The following is a 17,565-nucleotide window of genomic DNA, read 5'->3' on the forward strand; positions in this document are numbered from 1 at the left end:
CCAGGTCATTGATCCGCGATTGGGCGAACTGCAGGGGACGATTGACGCAGCCTCGTTGATTCAGTCTTCCTCCGTCGCCTCGGGCTCGGCGCAGACAACATCCGCGATTTCCTCCAATTTCGTCTCCAATGGCGGCGCCGGCGCCGCCACCGTATCACTGCGCGGTCTTGGCGCAGAACGCACGCTGGTCCTGCTCAACAGCCGCCGCGCCGGCCCGGCCGGGACGCGCGGTGCGGTCAGTTCCTTTGACTTGAACGTGCTGCCGACCTCGATCATCGGCAATATCGAAATTTTGAAAGACGGCGCCTCTTCGATCTACGGCTCCGACGCTGTCGCCGGCGTTGTGAACATCATCACCAAGCGCGACACGGACGGCATCGAGTTCGACGCCTTCGCATCGCAGCCTTTCACGTCGGGCGGCGAAGAATATCGCGCCAGCGCCACCTGGGGCAAAACCTTCGATCGCGGCCATCTGCTTGTCTCCGGCGACTACTACAAGCGCAAGGAATTGGCGCGCGGCCAGCGCCCCAAATATCTTGAATGTGGTGAAGAGCGCATTTTCGATTCGCCAGGCGGCAACCGCGTCGATCTGATTGATCCGCGTACGGGAAATTACAAATGTTCCGATGACCTGCCCTGGGGGCACATCTGGATCTACGACCTGCATTATTATGATTACAACTACGGCTACAATTATGGCGGTCTGACGAACAACCCCAACTCGAACATTCCCGGCAGTGGCCCAGGCGTCGTGACCAAGTTCCAGTACAATTATGCTGGCGACAACCTCCAGGACTACATCCCGGCGCTTGCAGCGGCGCGCGACGGATCTGACCTGACCGTTCCGGAAGGATTCTTCCCGGTCGAATATGATCCGATTTCTTACGCCCTGTTCAATCAGCAATCGCCGTTCATACCGGAAGTAACAGTCATTCCGGAGACAACGCGCTACACCGCCTATGTCGAAGGCTCTTACGAAATCACCGACAATATCGAGGCCTATGGGGAGTTCCTCTATAACCGCCGCGAAACCTATCAGAACAATTGGGTCCAGTTCTGGGATTTCAGCGTCACGTCCGATCCCGGGCCGGTGGTTTTGAATTCTCCTTATCTCGGCGTGGCGGGACCTAACCCGTTCAATGCAGCGACGGGCCCTTATCTGACCAGCGCGACGCCAATCACCAACCATGCGGATGCGTCGCAACAGGTCGATTACTTCCGCGGTGTCGGCGGTTTTCGTGGTGAGTTTGAAGGTGGCGGCCTCAATGGATGGGCGTGGGATGTGTACTCCCAATACAGCCGGTCGAAAGGCCTTTATCGCAACGATCAAATCTACAAGGACTCGATCGATTACCAATATTATGTCGGCTACGGCTACTTTCCGGACGGGTGCGAAGGCAACGTCACGCCGGTCAGCGGCAAAGACTGCGTGACCATCGACTGGTGGGATCCGGAACTGTTGCGCGGGAACATCCCGCAGAATGTCCGCGATTACCTCTTCGGCACGGAAGAAGGGAAAACCGTCTATACGCAAGCCTATGTTGAAGCGATCCTGACCGGCGACGTGATGGAATTGCCGGCGGGCAAACTCGGCGCGGCGTTCGGCGCGACCTATCGACGGGACTCGCTTGACGACATTCCCGGCGACATCACCTATTCGGAAAATCCGTACTATGATCCGTCTGATCCGGACTCCGAGCCCTTTATCAACAACTCCTGGACCGGCAGCGCCTCCGGGCACACGGTGGGATCAAGTAAAACGCTGGAATTTTTCGGTGAGTTGAGCATTCCGCTGCTGAAAGACCTGCCAGGCGTCGAGTTTTTCGAAGTCGGCGTCGCCGGTCGCCATACGGATGTGAGCACGGTGTCCGGCACGGCGCAGACATGGAAAGTCAGCGCCAACTGGGTGGTCACCGACTGGTTGCGCCTCGGCGGCACAATGGGTACTTCGTTCCGTGCGCCAGCCTTGTTCGAGCTCTATCTGGCGAACCAGACATCTTACGAGAGTCAACACCTCCTTGAGCCGTGCGCGGGTTGGGGCGCGGCGCTTGCCAACGGCAGCATCTCGCAACGGCTTGCGGATAACTGCGCGGCGCAAGGCGTACCGGACAATCACATCGCTGGTCCCATCTCCTCGACCATTATCACCAGCGGCGGGCTCGGCGCGCTTGATCCGGAGACATCCAAGGCGAAAACAGCCAGTGTCACGGTGTTCTTCGATCCGATCTTGCCGGAGTCCACAAGCTTCAGCATCCGGGCTGACTATTTCGACATTGAGGTCAACGGCGAAATTGCGCAGCTTGGCCCGGCGAACATTATCTACGGGTGTTTGACATCGGACTATTTTCCGGACGATCCGTTATGCGATCTTTTCGAACGCAACGGTCAGGGTAGTCCGAGCAATATCGCGACTGTAACTGACCAGTTCATCAACGTGAACAGTCAGAAGAACCGTGGCCTCGACTTCACCGTGCGGTTTGATCAAGAGCTTCCGGGCGAGCTGGGCGATCTTCAGATCATGTCGCAGATGACGGTGCAGTTGAAAGATACAATTGCGCTCTTTGAAGGAACGGTCGAAGACGTCAATGGCGAAGAGGGAGAGCCGAAGTTCACCGGCGATCTCAATGTTCGTTGGGACAAAGACGACTGGTCCTTCCTTTGGTCGATTGACTATTTCGGCCAGACCAGCGATCTCGAAGACTTCCGTAACGAGACCGGCCTTGATAGCGCCTGTGGTCTAACAGACGTTCTTCATGATGGGCCTTACTGCGTTGATCTGGTCGCTGAACGAACGATCTACCATAGCGTCTCGCTCTCCAAGACCTTTAGCGACGAGAAGTTCACGGTTATTTTTGGCGTCGCGAACGTCTTTGACAAAGAGCCGCCGCGCGTTTCCGAATATGGGGCGAACTACGGCTCGATCACCAATCTCGGGTCGGTGCCTTATGCGTCGCAATATGACTTTGTCGGGCGCCGGGCGTTCCTGAACCTAAAAGCGTCGTTCTAGCTAGCGGCCCAAATCATGCAGAAACGGGCGATGGCGCAATCCATCGCCCGTTTTTTTTAACCTTGCCCCAGGCTGGCGCAGGAATTAGACCTGCAATTCGCCGAGAATTTAGAGATGAAGAGGTTCAGTTATGCCCAGAGTTTCCATGAAACCGGACACGCTGAATATCGAAAACCGGAAATTCCCGCAGACGTCCTTGCGTCAGCCGGCTTTCATTAACTCGGTCCCCAAAAGCGGCACGCATCTCCTCCGCAATATCGTGCGGATGTTCGTGCCCGTCGAGCAGCAATATCATGAGCAGTTCATTCAGCACCCAAACCTGCAACAACATCTCGAGGCCTTCGATCAGCAGAAATGCCAGTTGAGCTGGGGGCATTTGTTGTTCTCGGACGCATCGGCCATTGAACTGACCGGCGTCAGAAAACTTGTCCTTTATCGCGACCCTTATAGTTGGGTGCTGGCGCGGGCGCGGTTTTTCCTGTCGGACGAGTTCTCCGGCAATATCGACCATGTGAAGGGCGGGCGGATATCCGTTGAGGAACTGCTCAATCTGATGATTGTCGGCATCTATCAGAAGGTGCCGTCCATGCTCGATCTGTACACCCATAATGCGGTTGCATGGATCGGCACCGTCGATGCGATGGTGAAATATGAGGAACTCATACAGGCGGTGAAAACCGTGGATACGCTGGAAGCCGAAGTCTACTTCCGCAAGCTGCTCGGCGCCTGCGGCATTGATCCGATTCCTGATGACTGGCGTGAGCGCATCAAGGTGGGCGCCGACCGCAAACAGAGCGGAACGGCGCGCGAAAACTTGTCCGGCCTTTCAGTCGAGATCCCGAATGAGCTGCCGGACCATCAGAAAAAGCTGATCGAATTCATGGCGCCGGGCTTGCGCAAGATTCTGGGCTACGAATAAGGCGCCGCTGCTATTCTACGCGGTCCCTGATTTCCGCAATCAGCGCATCGATGCCTTTTACGCCGCCGCCATTATTGGAAATGATTGAGGCGAACTGGCTGCGCTGTTCAATAGCGAGCCAGACATTGTCAGCGCCGGCATCAACGACGCTCAATTCCCCGTCGCGACTGCGATAGATGCGCCAATGGATCACTGTGTTTGCGTATGCCGAGCCCGGTTCCGGGTTGGCGAGTTTCGAGTTGATGATGATGTCGCGCTCGGACCGGTCGACAGAGCCCGTCACCGTCAGGCGCTCGCCCGCATAGTCGGAGAGGGTGTTGCGATAGATCAGCGTTGCATAACGGGTGAAGAGCGGAAAATATTGCGCCGCCTGTTCGTCCGTCATCTGCCTTGCATATTGTCCGAGCACAAAGCGGCCGATGCGGCGCATATCCACATATTCGCCCACCAATTTTTCAATGCCATCGAGCATGGCGTCGTGATCGCCAAGCGCTAATAGCGGTTCGGCTTCGTCGAGGATCGACTGCATATAGGTTTCGGAAGCCTGGTCGGCGGCGGCCGGCTGCGAAGCGAGCACGAGCATGCTGGCGCTGGCGAAGGCTGCGGCGAGATGAAAAGCGGAACGGCGGGTGAAATTGCGCATCACATGGCTCCTGCGGGGGCGGGGATTACTATTCTAGCTCGTCGAATTCTTCGAACTCGCCAATATCCGGCAAGTCGTCGAAATTGGTGCGCCCGTTATTTATCTCGCGCTTGCGCGACTGCAGATAAAAGCTGCGGATGGACGCGTAATAGTCGAGCGAGTCCGTTTTGATGTCGGCCAAGGGTTCGATCAGCGGTTCGCGCACGGAGAGCAGATTTACGCTGGCGCGCGACAACCGGTAATAAAGAGCGGGGTCCGTTCTGATCCAGAACGCCGGATCGGCGGTAAGATCGACCGCAGAGCCGAACCCGTCACGAACCGTGCTTGGCCCCATCAGCGGCAGCACCAGATAGGGGCCGGAGTCGATGCCCCAGACAGCGAGCGTCTGACCGAAATCTTCAGAATGCTGTTCAATACCCAGCCGTTCGGCAGGATCGCCCATGCCGCCAAAGCCAATGGTCGAGTTGACGACAAAGCGGCTCATGGTTTCACCGGCGCGGCCGAATTCGCCCTGTAGAATGTCGTTGACGAGAATCACCGGCGTTCTGAGATTGGCGAAGAAATTCCTGAGGCCCTTGCGCTGCTTTTTGTGGGTCACCGCGCGATAGGCCTTTGCCGCCGGAACCATGACATGCCGGTCGAGGCCGTCATTCAGCGAGAACATTTTCCGGTTGAAGCCTTCCCATGGGTCAGCGTCAGCGTCCGAAGCGACAGGCTCTGTCGCCTCAAGCTCACGGGCGACCTCGTCCGGATCGCCCGATAGCTGCGCGTGGGCGCTGCCGGCGAGGAGCAGACAGGAAGCGGCGATTAACCCAAAAACTCTCATAATACGGACGCCCCCTGGCGCATGCGGGCCTTGCCGGCCCGGCCTTATGTCTAAACGCGAAGACCATATAAGGCTTCGGCGCGGCGGAACAATGAACAAACACGTTAGATCGACCCCAGTTTGCGCCCTGTGGCGGCATGGCTCAATTGCCGGGGCATAAATATATCTTTATGTTTCAAGGCATTGTCTGATTCATTCTGCAAAGGGCTGTCATGGCGCTAGACGCTGCGCTCAACGTATTTCGCGCCATCGGCGAGGAAACCCGGCTTCGGATCATGGTGCTCCTGATTCTGGGGGAGCTGACCGTGAGCGAAATCACCACCATTCTCGGGCAGAGCCAGCCGCGTGTGAGCCGGCATTTGAAAATTCTAGCGGATGCGGGGCTGGCTGAGCGCCACCGGGAAGGCGCCTGGATGTTCTACCGGGCGACCGCCGCCGGAGAGGACGAAGCCGCGCGGAAGGCGGTGGTTGAGGCCGCCGCAGCGCTGGCGGCCTCAGGCGACCGGCTGCTGGCGCGCGATGGCGAGCGCTTTGAACAGACGCGTCAGGCCCGGGCGGCTCAGGCCGGCGCCTATTTTGAAGCCAATGCGCAGGAATGGAGCCGGCTGAGAAGTCTGCACCTGCCCGAGCAGGATATCGAAGCTCACATTCTGGCGCTTGCGGGCGACAAGAAGATGGAGCTTTTTGTCGATATGGGCACCGGCACTGGGCGCATGCTTGAGATTTTCGCCGGGCGCTATCTGGCGGCGATCGGCTATGACCTTTCCCACGACATGCTGTCTATTGCGCGCGCCAATCTCGACCGCGCGGGCATTCCCGGCGCGCAGGTCCGCCATGGCGATTTGTTTGCGCTGCCCCTGGAGAACAACTGCGCCGACGCAGTCTGTCTGCACCAGGTTCTGCACTTTCTGGGAGAGCCGGGTGCGGCGGTGGGCGAGGCTGCGCGCATTTTGAAAAAGGATGGTGTGCTGATCATTTCGGATTTTGCGCCGCATGAGCTGGAGTTCCTGCGTGAAGAACACGCTCATCGCCGGCTCGGGTTTTCCGATGCGGAAGTAAAGGGATGGTGTGCGGCGTCGGGTCTCAAGCTCGACAAGGTGGAAACGCTGTCGCCGGCCTCGGGCGAAAAGCAAAAACTGACAGTGAAGATCTGGCGCTGTCTCGCCTGACTGGCGTGACGATTGCCGATCAGGCTTTCGCAATGCGTGAGTGAGGCGGCGCGGTTAGTTCAACACGCCGGCGATCGCCAGCAGGATCACCGTGAAGGCAACGCCGCAGCAAAGTCCGCTTACCAAAACGCCCAGCTGTTGAACTGTCTGCCCCATCCCGATTTAGCCCCCGCCTGTCGGTCCATCGCCCGATGGTTAATGCGACTGAATTTTGACTATGAAAAAGCGCACTTGGCAAAGCGCAACGGCTGCACATCAGCGCATCGAGTGCGCGCGATGGGGGGTAAGAGCCTGCTCTGGTTCGGGAAAAAATTTTCCCGGCTATTTTTCCACAATATTCCGACATGAAAACGGCAATAAATGCCGCGTGAGGTGGATTTTCAGGTCAGCGGGACTTATGTACCCCGCCCATGTCTATATGGGACCGAATTGAGGCCGGCATCGCCGAGGCCCGCAAGCGCACATTGGGAGCGCTGCTGGAAGCGTTCGCCGCCCAAAAACAGCGCCGCAACGAGGCTGTGTTCTCGATCGCGCTGATTGCTTTGTCGGCGAAAATGGCCAAAGCCGACGGCGTCGTCACAGATGATGAAATCGGCGCGTTTCGGGACTTTTTCCAGTTTCCGGAAAAAGAAGCCGAAAAAGTCCGCATGGTCTACCAGCTCGCCCAGCAGGATGTTGCCGGATTTGGCGAATATTTGCGGCAGGTCGGGCGAATTTTCGAAGATGCGCCGGAAGTCCTTGAGGATGTGGTCGATTGCCTGTTCCATGTGGCGGTCGCCGATGGCGTTGCGCATCCGCGCGAGCTGGAATTGCTGGACCAGGCCGCGACCGCCTTCAATATCTCCAAGCCCGCTTACCATCGCCTCAAGGCGACTCATTTGGGGCTTGGCGCCGAGGATCCGCATCTCATTTTGGGAATCGAGCCGGGGGCGAGCCTTGAGGCGGTCAAATCCGCCTATCGGGCGCTTTCCCGCAATCATCACCCTGACGCCATGATTGCGCGGGGGGTGCCCGCCAATCTCGTGCGAATCGCCGAGGGCCGGATGGCGGCGATCAACAACGCCTATGAGCAGATGTTAACGGAATATCGCTAGGCATTTACAGCGCATCGTGTGCGCCGGTCTCTGGACGGCGCGCCCGGAATTTGATCTGATGGCCGATGTTAAGTCGCGTTGAGTGGGTTTCTGTTGGAAAAGCTGGTCGTGAAATCTGAGAAATCGGGGGCGCCCGCGCCGTTAATTCGGCGCCTGGCCAAGGCCCTTGGTGAAGCGTCGCTATTCATCGGCGTCGTCTTGTTCTCATGTTTCGCGCTCATCGCTGTGGCGCTCGCGGCGCCATTTGTACTGTGTTTTTCAGCGCTTGCCGGGTTGTTCACCAAGGGCGCAGCGCCGCGCGCATGGCGCGCCGCCGAAGCCTAGGCGACGCGCTGGCGCGAAGTCGCCAAAATTCACTTCCTCATATGAGATAAATTCGATTGCCGTCTATGGACAACGGGTTCTATGGCGGTAGGCACGTCCTTCCCTTCGGCCCCCCATAAAAGGCGACGTTCAATTGTCTGTACGCGAACTCACAGCTCTGTTTTCAATATGCCTGCTTTGGGGCATGCATTTTGTCGTCATGAAAGTGGTGGTCGAAACCGTGCCGCCGATTTTCTACGCGGCATTACGAATGGCGTTGGTGGCGCTGATCCTGTCGCCGTTCCTTAAATGGCGAAAAGGCGAAATGAAGATTGTGCTGCTCGGCGGGCTTTGCCTTGGCGCCATCAATTACGCATTGATGTTCAGCGGCTTGAAATATGCGACGGCGTCTGCGGCGGCGATTGCGATTGAGCTCAATGTCCCATTCGCGACTATTCTCGCTGTCGTATTTTTGGGCGACCGGCCGGGCTGGCGGCGATTGCTCGGCATATCGCTGGCTTTCGCCGGCGTGGCGGTGATCGCGCTTGGCGGTTCCGGCATGGGTGATGACACCCGCATCGGCATTGGCGTCGGATTGGTCGCCGGGGCGGCTTTTTCCGAGGCGATGGGCGCGGTGATCGTCAAGCGTACAACCTCGCTAAGGCCCCATGAATTGCTGGCGTGGTTCGCTCTGGTCGGGGTGATCATGCTGTCCATCCTGTCTTTCGTCATGGAAGAGGGGCAGGGGGCGGCATGGCAGGCGGCGGACCCGACGCTGATGGTTGGCGCGCTGTTATATTCGGCGCTGGGGGCGTCCCTATATGCGCATACGGCCTATTACTGGCTGCTGCAGCGGCTGCCGATCAGCGTGGTCGCGCCAAGCGTCCTGTTTACGACGGTGATAGCGGTTTTTTCCAGCGTGCTCATTCTGGGCGACCCGATTGGCATGCGCATGGTGATCGGGGGATTGATGACGCTTGCGGGCGTTGGTCTGGTGCTTTTGCGGAATGTAAAGAAACAGGCTGATAATAATGCCTTGATCGAGCCCCAAGGGTAGACCCATGAAAGTCATTGACGCGCCGTCGCCCAATTTCGACGACCGCAAGGTCCCGATTGACCTGCTGCTCCTGCATTATACGGGCATGGCGACCGGAGCAGCGGCGCTGGCGCGCCTGCGCGATCCGGACGCCCATGTCAGCGCCCATTACCTCGTTGAGGAAAATGGCGATGTCTACCAGCTCGTCGCAGAGGAAAAACGCGCATGGCATGCGGGGGTTTCTTTCTGGGGCGGCGATATTGAAGTGAACGGGCGCTCCATCGGGATTGAGATTGTCAATCCGGGCCATCAACTGGGCTATCGCGATTTTCCCGACGCGCAGATCGCATCGGTGATCGAACTGGTGAAAGAAGTCTGCACACGCCACAATATCGCGCCAGCGCGGGTCATCGGCCATTCCGATGTGGCGCCACGCCGCAAGGAAGATCCGGGCGAAAAATTTCCCTGGAAAAACTCGCCGATGAAGGGCTGGCGCTGGCGCCATTCGACGGCGATCCGAAATCCGGAGAAGGCGTGTCATTCGAGGACGCGCTGCAGGCGCTGTCAGATATCGGCTATGACGCAAATCTCGGCGATTACGCAGCGGGGCTGCTTGCTTTTCAGCGGCGGTTTTGTCCGCAATCGTTAGGGCAGGGATTTGATCCGCGCACGCGCGCGGCGCTGGTCTATGTCAAAGGACTGCTTTGAAGCCTTCAAAGAAGACCGTCACGCCGAAAACCAGCGCAACCGCCGCCCACAATCCTTCGTAAGCCGCATCAGACACAGATGGCGCCGGTGTTATTTTGAAGATGGCGCCGACCCCGATCGATTCCGGCGAGCGCATCGCGGTCCAGACCAGCAAGGTCGCCAGGAACGCAAACCAGGGAAACTGCAACACCACAACCGAAGTGATGGCGCCGGCGGCAAACAGCATTGCGCCGAAATAGGTATGTGAAAGATTCTGCATGAAACGTCCGGACTGCGAGGGTGAGCCTTAGCTAATGCAGGTTTTCTAATTTCGCTTGAGGATGCGCCTGTCAGATCGAAACAGTGCCGCAAGGTTCTGTTAGCTATAATACAAGCGGCTTGATATCAGGCGGAATCCATTCCCGCCGCGCCTTGGCGGAAAACAGCACCTCTTTCGTCCAATAGGAGAAAAGCCAGTCGCTCTTCCCGAATGGCGAAGCATAGAGCCGATTGCAGAGCTCGTGGAGCGGCGGCGCATCTTCCTGTGCGGTGATGAAGCTGCGCGCGACGATCAGCGAGGCCTGTGTAATCGTCTCGTGATAGCCGGCCATATCGGTGTTTTCGCCGCCGGTGGCGACATTGTAGCGGCGGATGAGATCCGGCATCTCGCGCTCGGGCGTAATGTCAGGACGCCTCAGGATCAGCCAGAACGCCGCCGCCCAGTGGGCGCCGTGGGTCCATGCCTCCTTGGGCAGCGAGCGGTCCAAAAACCCTTCGCCGACCCTGATGACCTCCGCATCGGAGCTGTAATGGTACAGCGTCCCCATGATCTGCTCCTTCTCCGCCGCTTGACCTTGCCCTCCTAGACCGCCACATCCCTTAGCGCCAGACGGTCGGACGGCCGCCGGCGGCTTTGCCGCGGGAGGAAAGTCCGGGCTCCATGGAGACAAGGCGCCGGGTAACGCCCGGCCGGGACGCTTTCGGGCGGCCTGAGGGATAGCGCCACAGAGAACAAACCGCCTCTATTTGAGGTAAGGGTGAAAAGGTGCGGTAAGAGCGCACCGCCGGCCCAGCAATGGGACGGGCACGGCAAGCCCCGCCTGGAGCAAAACCGAATAGGGATGACGAGCCTTTCGGGGCAGGCGTGTCTTCGCGCTGAGTCGTCCGGGTTGGTTGCTTGAGCCGCGGAGCAATCCGCGGCCTAGAGGAATGGTCGTCGCCCCGGTCTTCTTGCAAAAGAGGGAAGGGGTACAGAACCCGGCTTACAGACCGTCTGGCGCTTTTATTTTATGGGGCATTCTCCCGCCCGCCCGAAGTGTCATTGCCTTCGCCCGCAGGCGTGCGGTAACAACGTGGCGATGGGGAGATGTGTATGACGGACACAGAAGTTCTGGCTTTGTTTTATCAAGTGTTTGAGACAGCGAATGCCGTTTTCACCAATTGGATGGCGATTATCACCGCCATGCTCGTCGCAAGCTATTTCTTTGCACCGAAGATCTCTCGCAAGATGGCGGTGCTGGTGCTTGCTGTTTTCTCGGCCTTCTGTCTCGGTTACGCAAATGCGCTGGTGAATATTTACCGCGACCTTGCGGAGATCGCCGCGGAAATGGTCCGCATTTCAATGCAGGAAGGGTCTTCGCTGGCCTGGCATCCGTTAGTGAAATCCGGCAGCGAATCTCCGCTCAGCGTTGCACCGAATATCATGACGGGCATGTCGATCTTCGCCTATGTTTCCTGTCTGGTTTTCTTCTTTCTGTCCCGCCGCAATAATTGGGCCGAACCCAAAATCAGCTAACCTCCCGGGAGTCTTTCATGCCTTCATTTGATATCGTTTCCGAAGTCGACCTTTCAGAGGCGGAGAACGCCATCGCAAATGTGACGCGCGAAATTTCCACGCGCTACGATTTCAAAGGATCAAAATCATCCGTCGAAATGAAAGACGGCGTCATCACGATCTTCGCCGATGACGACATGAAACTGCGACAGATGCATGAGATCCTTCAGGGCAACATGCAAAAGCGCGGCATCGAGCCGGGATCACTGGACTACCAGAAGGAAGAACCGGCGGCGGGCCAGTCGGTGCGTCAGCGTGTGCTGATCAAGGAAGGCCTTGATAAGGAATTGGCGAAGAAAATCGTCAAGGCGATCAAGGGTGAGAAGCTGAAGGTGCAGGTCGCCATCCAGGGCAATGAGCTGCGGGTCACGGGCAAAAAACGTGACGATCTCCAAGAGGTGATCGCCTTTGTGAAGGGCTTGAAGCTTGAACAGCCGATGCAATACCAGAATTTCCGGGACTAGGGCGCGCCCTGACGGCGCCGCGGCCTAGGCATTTCCAGCGGCGTCGGTTAAGACCGGATGACGCAACGGAGATCTGACATGGCCGAATTGGAAGCGCCCCTTTTAGAGATCATCAAGGAACATGCGGTTGGCCTCACCGGAGAGCTGAACCGCGATACGCCTATCGCAGATCTTGGCATTGATTCCTTTTCGGTCGTGGAAATCATCTATGAGATCGAAGAGAAACTCGATGTGGAAGTGCCGTTTAACGCCAACGAAAATCCGTTTGGCGATATGGCGACGGTGGGCGAACTGCTCGATGCGCTCGACAAGCTGATCAAGAAAAATCATAAGGCATGGCTCGCCCCAATGAGTAGAAATGTCGTCGTTACGGGAATGGGCGCGGTCACGCCGTTGGGCGCGAGCGTCGCCGATTATTGGGACGGTCTTTCCGCCGGGCGCAGCGCTATTCAAAAACGCGAATTTACGGCCGCCGACAAATTTTCCCTGACCTTGCCGGTGGCGCCGATTGATGGGCTGGAAGAGCGCATCAAATCGCTCGGCGTGCAGCTAATGCGCGCTGATCGCTTCTCGCAGCTTGCGGTGCTCGCCGCCGAGGAAGCCGTCGCGCAATCGGGGATCGAGTTCGATGAGGCGCTGGGCGCGCGCACGGCCTGCATCATCGGCACCGGCATTGGCGGCCAGTCGACTTTTGACGATGCGTATGTGGCGATGCTCTGCCGCGAACGGCGTCCGCATCCGCTGACAATCTTGAAAATCATTCCAAACGCAGCGGCCAGCCATTTGACCATCAAACATGGGGTGCGCGGACCCTCATTCGCGGTGTCCAGCGCCTGCGCTACGGGCGCTCATGCAATCGGCGTATGCGCGGAGCTGATCAAGTCCGGCGCCGCCGATGCGGGGATCGCCGGCGCCAGCGAGGCGATCTTGTGCTATGGCGCGCTCGAAGCCTGGAAGGCGATGCATATTCTGGCCGATGAGACCTGCCGGCCGTTTTCGAAAAACCGCAACGGGCTGGTGATTGGCGAAGGCGCAGGCATCCTCGTGCTTGAAGAAGAGAGCCACGCTAAAAAACGCGGCGCCAACATTATCTGCCGCCTTGCGGGTTTCGGCATGAATGCCGACGGCAAGGACATGATCAATCCGGATGTGAACGGCGCGGCCGGCGCGATGAAACTCGCGATGAAAGACGTAAGCGTTGCCGACCCGAAGTCGGTTTACGTCAACGCACATGGCACCGGAACGCTCCTCAATGATCCGACCGAGACCAGAGCCATACGCGACGTCTTCGGCTCAGGCGCGGACGACCTTGTGGCGTCATCCACCAAGTCAATGCACGGGCATCTGCTCGGCGCGGCTGGCGGCATAGAGAGCATCGCCGCGATTTTGGCGCTAAAGCACGGGGTTGTTCCGCCCACGATCAATCTCGACCAACCGGACCCCGAATGCGACCTCGACTATGCGCCCAATGAAGCAAAAGAGCGCGACATTGCTGTCGCGCTCTCAAATTCATTTGCCTTTGGGGGGCTGAACGCGGTTGTCGCGTTCGAGAAGGTTTAAGCGGCCGCTTTTTTCGGCGAGATGTTGTGAATGCTCGCGCGCAGCCAGCGGAAGCCGCCGATCATCAGCACAAGTCCGATATAGCGCACAATGTAGATGCCGATATCGTCTTTGAAGCTTTTGGCCATGCCGGCGATCGCGGAATAGATTGATTGCAATTCCGCGCCTGACGAGCCCATTGCGGCGATCGGCCAGACAGTGCGGTCGATCAAAAGCGCGAGGAGCCCGACTTTCCAGATATTTGCGTTCCCTTGCGCGAACATCGCGAACAGGAATGCGAGAATAACTGCGCGGGGCAGATCCGCGCCGGAAAACCCAATGCCGATAATGTAATTGAGATCTTCCATTTGAGGATCCCTTCCGGATTGTTGCCCCCCTATTTAGGCGCCATTAGGGTTAATGGTGGGTAAAAGGCCGGTGCGGATCCCGCAAGAAACGGGTGTTGTCCGGCGAATTTTTCGCCCAAAAAGGGCCTCATGAACGATATGTCCACATTCAACGCCGCCCGCCGCCTTGACGATTTCGAGCCCGTCGCCCGGGCGATCGATTATCTGACCGCGAATGCTGAGATGCGGCCAAGCCTTGAGCAGGCGGCCGCGCATGTGGGGCTGTCGCCTACGCATTTTCAGCGCGTGTTCAAAGCTGGCGCCGGGGTCTCGCCCAAACGGTTCCTGCAATATCTCGCCGCGCAGGAGGCCAAGCGCGCCATGTCCGAAGGCGAGGATGTGTTGTCCGCATCGTTTTCCGCCGGGCTTTCCGGATCGTCGCGCTTGCATGATTTGTTTCTCGCCGCCGAAGCGATGACGCCGGGCGATTATCGCCGGCGCGGCGCGGGGCTGACTATTCGCTATGCGTTCCTCAATGGCCCATTAGGGCGCGTGCTGATAGGTGCGACCGACAAGGGCGTGTGCTGGTTGAGTTTTGCCGATGAAGGCGGCGACGACTTCAATCTTGCCGAATTGAAGCATGATTGGGTGGCGGCGGATTTCGTTCACGACAAAGACTATGTGGCGCCCTTGGCGACGCAGGCATTCGCATTTGCACTCAACGCCAGGCTCGATGAGCCGTTGCGCCTGCATGTGCGCGGTACGAATTTCCAGTTGAAGGTGTGGGAAGCGCTGCTCAAGATTCCCTATGGCGCGCGCTGCACCTATGGCGATATCGCAACTGGCATCGGCAAACCCAAAGCGAATCGCGCGGTGGGATCTGCGGTTGGCGCCAATCTCATTTCCGTGCTCATCCCCTGTCATCGGGTGATCTTGTCATCCGGCGTGATCCACAATTATCGCTGGGGCGTTGCGCGCAAGAAGTCGGTGCTGGCGATGGAAGAGGCGGTGGTTGAGGGGTGAAGGCAATCCTGGTTACGAGTCACCTTTTTGTTGGCGCGTGAATATGTCTTCTATTTTCAACCCGAATACAGTGGCGATATCAAAGGCCAGTGTGAGGGATGGATCGAAACGACCGTTCTCAACGGCGTTGATGGAGTTCCTGGATACGCCGACCCGCTCCGCCAACTCGGCCTGACTCCATTCTCTTTCGGCGCGTAAGACGCGGATGCGGTTTTTCATTCAGCTTTCTCGGCTTAGATTGATCGCGACGACCAAAAACGCCAGATGAGTCCAATCAAAAGGTGCGCGATCGTCTGGGCGAGCACACAGGTTACAAAACCCGCCGTAAAAATCGCCAAAACGAGTGTTTGGTCAACCGGCCCTTCCCGATGAAACCAGGATGCAATTTCGAAGATCAAGGAGTGAAAAGGCGGTAGCGCGAGGATTATAGCAACTATCGAACCGCCCGCCAGCATGCCCCATTGGGAAGCGAACCGTGCTGAACTTCTGGCCCATTCATCGGCTTCCCGATCACTAATGACAGCAAGTACAAAAGACGTTCCGATTACAATGAAGGCGGCGGCGGCGCTCAACAGATACACCGTTGCGGCCCCTTGTTCCTTTAGCCAGGGTAACGATACGAGAAACGCGATCGGCGCCCCCGCCATCAGTAAGACGAGCACCCGCCTTAGACCGGCGTGTTTTTTATTTGGCTTGCTCATATCCATCTCTCCTTACAGGGCATATCGCGAAAATCGCTCCCGATGGCGTTTGGCGCGCCAAACAGGGAAGAAAAGTTTGATTGTCAAAATGCAAAGCAAACTTTGCATATACAAATTCCACTGTCAAGCGATGGGTATGAGGTCAAAGCCATAAGAAAACGCCCCGGATTTCTCCGGGGCGTTTTTTTTCGGGTGCAAGTTTTAGAATAAACGTCGCGCGCTTGGAGTTACGCGACGGATTGGGCTTTTTCCTCCTGCGGGTCGCGAAGAACATAACCGCGCCCCCAGACCGTTTCGATATAATGCTCGCCTTGTGTAGCGGCGGCGAGTTTTTTACGCAGCTTACAAATAAACACGTCGATGATTTTAAGTTCCGGCTCGTCCATGCCGCCATAGAGATGATTGAGGAACATCTCCTTGGTCAGCGTCGTGCCTTTGCGGAGCGAGAGGAGCTCCAGCATTTGGTACTCTTTGCCGGTGAGGTGGACGCGCTGGCCCGCAACTTCAACCGTTTTTGCATCGAGATTGACGATCAGGCGGCCAGTGGTGATGACTGACTGTGAATGGCCCTTGGAGCGACGCACAATTGCGTGGATGCGCGCGACCAGTTCGTCTTTGTGGAAAGGCTTGGTCATGTAGTCGTCTGCGCCAAAACCGAGGCCGCGGACTTTTGTTTCAATGTCGCCCTGACCCGTCAGAATGAGGATCGGCGTGTTGACCTTGGCGACGCGCAAAGATTTGAGCACATCAAAGCCGGTCATGTCCGGCAGGTTTAGGTCGAGAAGGATGATGTCGTAGTCATATACTTTTCCGAGATCGACGCCTTCTTCACCGAGATCGGTGGTGTAGCAGTTGAACCCGTCTGACTTCAGCATCAGTTCGATGCTTTGTGCCGTGGCGCCGTCATCTTCGATCAGCAGAACCCGCATAGTCCGTCTCCTATTGGCGCGCTGTTCCCCTCGAACTCGTCGCGCTAAATTCGTTTCATCGTCGGGAAGTTAACGACGATAAGATTTCATAATGGTTAACAGCGTGAATCAAATTCGCTGGTTTATCGGGAGCTTTTTAAGGCTGCGAAAATACTTGTTACTGGCGAGCCCTAGTGATTGCTTGATTTGCGGGCGCTGTCATTAAGCATGTTCGGATTTTTGTGGTTAAAGCAGTTCACCAATTTACCGGGGCTTAAGCGGGCGGTGTTAACTCGGAAAGACGCGCCGGCTTTATCGGGCGCGCCTGTTTGGACGAAAGGGTAAGCGCGCGCGGGCGATCATTCAATTCGCCCCCGAAATGGACGTTTTGGCATATGTTCCGGATCGCGTTTGGATTTTGGACCCAGCGTCGCGCGGCGCAGAGCATTGGACAATCAGGGCGAAGCATCGCCCAATTCGCGATTGGAAGGGCAGGGCATGATCATCACCGCAAAATTGCTCAGCGCACTGAAACGATTGCTGACGCTTGCCCGTGAGGAACGTGCGGCGTTGCGCGAGGATTTGGCGGATGTGGCCGAAGCGCGGCAGGCGGCGGAACGGTCCCTGGCGCAAATCGATTGCGCGAAAGACGGCGGCGGCGCGGAAAGCACGCTTGCGCGCGGGCGCCGGCTCAGGGCAATGCTGGCGACGCTTGAGCAGGCTGAAGCCGATGCGCAGGAAAAGCTTGCGGCGGCGGCGGGGCTGGCGGCGCAGCTCGAAGCGCAAATGACGCTGGCCGAGGCGGGGACTGCCGCAGATTCAGTCATGCCGGAATGCGCGCCGCCAGCGGCGGCGAGGCGGGTTTCCGCCCGCGGCGCATAGCCTTCAGCCTGAGGCGCAAACTTTTCCCCAAACTGCGTGGAAAATTCACCCTTTGTTAACCGGTGTTTACAAAACATCGCGCGAAGTGATCTCGATGATGTTCCGTTTCTGTTCCGGAATCGTCGGGGAGAAATCGCGGCCGGAGGCGAATCATCCTTTGACCGCCCATGAAATCCCATGCTA

The 17,565-nt window shown here is 57.7% G+C and carries 21 protein-coding genes and 1 other RNA gene; 14 read left to right on the top strand and 8 right to left on the bottom strand.

The annotated features are described in order from the left end of the window. The first annotated feature begins 19 nt into the window (after nt 1-19). The gene (locus tag AC0L8G_RS07690) at nt 20-3,007 is read left to right on the top strand and encodes a TonB-dependent receptor domain-containing protein (protein ID WP_473388130.1); all 2,988 of its coding nucleotides are present in this window, start codon (nt 20-22) and stop codon (nt 3,005-3,007) included. A 145-nt stretch (nt 3,008-3,152) separates the two neighbouring features. Further along, nucleotides 3,153-3,926, top strand: coding sequence for a hypothetical protein (locus AC0L8G_RS07695; RefSeq protein ID WP_473388132.1), 774 nt, complete (start codon nt 3,153-3,155; stop codon nt 3,924-3,926). Between the two features lie 10 nt (nt 3,927-3,936). On the opposite strand, the gene AC0L8G_RS07700 is transcribed toward AC0L8G_RS07695, so the two are convergent. Further along, nucleotides 3,937-4,569 carry an MlaC/ttg2D family ABC transporter substrate-binding protein gene (locus tag AC0L8G_RS07700; RefSeq protein WP_473388134.1) on the bottom strand — a complete coding sequence of 211 codons (633 nt, stop codon included), beginning with the start codon at nt 4,567-4,569 and terminating at the stop codon, nt 3,937-3,939. Nucleotides 4,570-4,597: 28 nt separating this feature from the next. Further along, nucleotides 4,598-5,395: an MlaA family lipoprotein gene (locus AC0L8G_RS07705; protein WP_473388136.1), complete on the bottom strand. Its 798-nt coding sequence runs from the start codon at nt 5,393-5,395 to the stop codon at nt 4,598-4,600. 212 nt (nt 5,396-5,607) lie between these two features. Here AC0L8G_RS07705 and AC0L8G_RS07710 point away from each other — a divergent pair, with 212 nt between their 5' ends. The 6 genes from AC0L8G_RS07710 to AC0L8G_RS07735 all read left to right on the top strand — a co-directional run bounded on the left by AC0L8G_RS07710 (nt 5,608) and on the right by AC0L8G_RS07735 (nt 9,646). After that, on the top strand, nt 5,608-6,564 hold the full coding sequence (locus AC0L8G_RS07710; RefSeq protein ID WP_473388138.1) for an ArsR/SmtB family transcription factor: 957 nt from the start codon (nt 5,608-5,610) through the stop codon (nt 6,562-6,564). 12 nt (nt 6,565-6,576) lie between these two features. After that, entirely contained in the window at nt 6,577-6,912 is a 336-nt protein-coding gene (locus tag AC0L8G_RS07715; protein WP_473388140.1) for a hypothetical protein, read from the top strand. 62 nt (nt 6,913-6,974) lie between these two features. Next, on the top strand, nt 6,975-7,658 hold the full coding sequence (locus AC0L8G_RS07720) for a TerB family tellurite resistance protein (protein WP_473388142.1): 684 nt from the start codon (nt 6,975-6,977) through the stop codon (nt 7,656-7,658). A gap of 108 nt (nt 7,659-7,766) precedes the next feature. Then, the gene (locus AC0L8G_RS07725) at nt 7,767-7,982 is read left to right on the top strand and encodes a hypothetical protein (protein WP_473388143.1); all 216 of its coding nucleotides are present in this window, start codon (nt 7,767-7,769) and stop codon (nt 7,980-7,982) included. Between the two features lie 133 nt (nt 7,983-8,115). Continuing rightward, nucleotides 8,116-9,018: a DMT family transporter gene (locus tag AC0L8G_RS07730; RefSeq protein WP_473388145.1), complete on the top strand. Its 903-nt coding sequence runs from the start codon at nt 8,116-8,118 to the stop codon at nt 9,016-9,018. A 4-nt stretch (nt 9,019-9,022) separates the two neighbouring features. Beyond that, entirely contained in the window at nt 9,023-9,646 is a 624-nt protein-coding gene (locus AC0L8G_RS07735) for an N-acetylmuramoyl-L-alanine amidase (RefSeq protein ID WP_473388146.1), read from the top strand. Between the two features lie 42 nt (nt 9,647-9,688). Here the strand turns inward: AC0L8G_RS07735 and AC0L8G_RS07740 are convergent, their stop codons facing one another. Continuing rightward, the gene (locus AC0L8G_RS07740) at nt 9,689-9,964 is read right to left on the bottom strand and encodes a hypothetical protein (RefSeq protein ID WP_473388148.1); all 276 of its coding nucleotides are present in this window, start codon (nt 9,962-9,964) and stop codon (nt 9,689-9,691) included. A 103-nt stretch (nt 9,965-10,067) separates the two neighbouring features. Next, nucleotides 10,068-10,511, bottom strand: a complete 444-nt coding sequence (locus tag AC0L8G_RS07745; RefSeq protein WP_473388149.1) for a hypothetical protein — start codon at nt 10,509-10,511, stop codon at nt 10,068-10,070. 58 nt (nt 10,512-10,569) lie between these two features. Here AC0L8G_RS07745 and rnpB point away from each other — a divergent pair. The 4 genes from rnpB (at nt 10,570) to AC0L8G_RS07765 (ending at nt 13,542) form a co-directional block, all read left to right on the top strand. After that, an RNA gene (gene rnpB / locus AC0L8G_RS07750) (RNase P RNA component class A) lies at nt 10,570-10,965 on the top strand. Between the two features lie 91 nt (nt 10,966-11,056). After that, entirely contained in the window at nt 11,057-11,479 is a 423-nt protein-coding gene (locus AC0L8G_RS07755; protein ID WP_473388151.1) for a hypothetical protein, read from the top strand. A gap of 17 nt (nt 11,480-11,496) precedes the next feature. Then, entirely contained in the window at nt 11,497-11,982 is a 486-nt protein-coding gene (locus tag AC0L8G_RS07760) for a YajQ family cyclic di-GMP-binding protein (protein ID WP_473388152.1), read from the top strand. Between the two features lie 78 nt (nt 11,983-12,060). Next, on the top strand, nt 12,061-13,542 hold the full coding sequence (locus tag AC0L8G_RS07765) for a beta-ketoacyl-ACP synthase II (RefSeq protein WP_473388154.1): 1,482 nt from the start codon (nt 12,061-12,063) through the stop codon (nt 13,540-13,542). Here the strand turns inward: AC0L8G_RS07765 and AC0L8G_RS07770 are convergent. Beyond that, nucleotides 13,539-13,889, bottom strand: coding sequence for a hypothetical protein (locus AC0L8G_RS07770; RefSeq protein ID WP_473388155.1), 351 nt, complete (start codon nt 13,887-13,889; stop codon nt 13,539-13,541). The genes AC0L8G_RS07765 and AC0L8G_RS07770 overlap by 4 nt on opposite strands. 129 nt (nt 13,890-14,018) lie before the next feature. On the opposite strand from AC0L8G_RS07770, the gene AC0L8G_RS07775 reads away from it, so the two are divergent. Next, on the top strand, nt 14,019-14,891 hold the full coding sequence (locus tag AC0L8G_RS07775) for a bifunctional transcriptional activator/DNA repair enzyme AdaA (RefSeq protein ID WP_473388156.1): 873 nt from the start codon (nt 14,019-14,021) through the stop codon (nt 14,889-14,891). A 12-nt stretch (nt 14,892-14,903) separates the two neighbouring features. Here AC0L8G_RS07775 and AC0L8G_RS07780 read toward each other — a convergent pair whose 3' ends face one another. From AC0L8G_RS07780 to ctrA, 3 genes are all read right to left on the bottom strand, one after another. Further along, nucleotides 14,904-15,110 (bottom strand): helix-turn-helix transcriptional regulator, encoded by a 207-nt coding sequence (locus AC0L8G_RS07780; protein ID WP_473388158.1) that lies wholly within the window; start codon nt 15,108-15,110, stop codon nt 14,904-14,906. A gap of 14 nt (nt 15,111-15,124) precedes the next feature. Further along, on the bottom strand, nt 15,125-15,592 hold the full coding sequence (locus AC0L8G_RS07785; RefSeq protein ID WP_473388159.1) for a hypothetical protein: 468 nt from the start codon (nt 15,590-15,592) through the stop codon (nt 15,125-15,127). Between the two features lie 227 nt (nt 15,593-15,819). Next, the gene (ctrA, locus tag AC0L8G_RS07790) at nt 15,820-16,521 is read right to left on the bottom strand and encodes a response regulator transcription factor CtrA (RefSeq protein ID WP_473388160.1); all 702 of its coding nucleotides are present in this window, start codon (nt 16,519-16,521) and stop codon (nt 15,820-15,822) included. Between the two features lie 477 nt (nt 16,522-16,998). On the opposite strand from ctrA, the gene AC0L8G_RS07795 reads away from it, so the two are divergent. Next, nucleotides 16,999-17,382, top strand: a complete 384-nt coding sequence (locus AC0L8G_RS07795) for a hypothetical protein (protein WP_473388162.1) — start codon at nt 16,999-17,001, stop codon at nt 17,380-17,382. Nucleotides 17,383-17,565: the final 183 nt, after the last annotated feature.

The sequence above is a fragment of the Hyphococcus sp. D3-15 genome (assembly GCF_055809375.1).

What these genes read in the sequence shown, in the direction of transcription:
- AC0L8G_RS07700 (WP_473388134.1), bottom strand. Translation starts at nt 4,569, where the DNA reads ATGCGCAATTTCACCCGCCGTTCCGCTTTTCATCTCGCCGCAGCCTTC.
- ctrA (WP_473388160.1), bottom strand. Translation starts at nt 16,521, where the DNA reads ATGCGGGTTCTGCTGATCGAAGATGACGGCGCCACGGCACAAAGCATC.
- AC0L8G_RS07795 (WP_473388162.1), top strand. Translation starts at nt 16,999, where the DNA reads ATGATCATCACCGCAAAATTGCTCAGCGCACTGAAACGATTGCTGACG.
- AC0L8G_RS07705 (WP_473388136.1), bottom strand. Translation starts at nt 5,395, where the DNA reads ATGAGAGTTTTTGGGTTAATCGCCGCTTCCTGTCTGCTCCTCGCCGGC.
- AC0L8G_RS07745 (WP_473388149.1), bottom strand. Translation starts at nt 10,511, where the DNA reads ATGGGGACGCTGTACCATTACAGCTCCGATGCGGAGGTCATCAGGGTC.
- AC0L8G_RS07765 (WP_473388154.1), top strand. Translation starts at nt 12,061, where the DNA reads ATGGCCGAATTGGAAGCGCCCCTTTTAGAGATCATCAAGGAACATGCG.
- AC0L8G_RS07775 (WP_473388156.1), top strand. Translation starts at nt 14,019, where the DNA reads ATGAACGATATGTCCACATTCAACGCCGCCCGCCGCCTTGACGATTTC.
- AC0L8G_RS07720 (WP_473388142.1), top strand. Translation starts at nt 6,975, where the DNA reads ATGTCTATATGGGACCGAATTGAGGCCGGCATCGCCGAGGCCCGCAAG.
- AC0L8G_RS07710 (WP_473388138.1), top strand. Translation starts at nt 5,608, where the DNA reads ATGGCGCTAGACGCTGCGCTCAACGTATTTCGCGCCATCGGCGAGGAA.
- AC0L8G_RS07740 (WP_473388148.1), bottom strand. Translation starts at nt 9,964, where the DNA reads ATGCAGAATCTTTCACATACCTATTTCGGCGCAATGCTGTTTGCCGCC.
- AC0L8G_RS07770 (WP_473388155.1), bottom strand. Translation starts at nt 13,889, where the DNA reads ATGGAAGATCTCAATTACATTATCGGCATTGGGTTTTCCGGCGCGGAT.
- AC0L8G_RS07755 (WP_473388151.1), top strand. Translation starts at nt 11,057, where the DNA reads ATGACGGACACAGAAGTTCTGGCTTTGTTTTATCAAGTGTTTGAGACA.
- AC0L8G_RS07695 (WP_473388132.1), top strand. Translation starts at nt 3,153, where the DNA reads ATGAAACCGGACACGCTGAATATCGAAAACCGGAAATTCCCGCAGACG.
- AC0L8G_RS07780 (WP_473388158.1), bottom strand. Translation starts at nt 15,110, where the DNA reads ATGAAAAACCGCATCCGCGTCTTACGCGCCGAAAGAGAATGGAGTCAG.
- AC0L8G_RS07760 (WP_473388152.1), top strand. Translation starts at nt 11,497, where the DNA reads ATGCCTTCATTTGATATCGTTTCCGAAGTCGACCTTTCAGAGGCGGAG.
- AC0L8G_RS07785 (WP_473388159.1), bottom strand. Translation starts at nt 15,592, where the DNA reads ATGAGCAAGCCAAATAAAAAACACGCCGGTCTAAGGCGGGTGCTCGTC.
- AC0L8G_RS07735 (WP_473388146.1), top strand. Translation starts at nt 9,023, where the DNA reads ATGAAAGTCATTGACGCGCCGTCGCCCAATTTCGACGACCGCAAGGTC.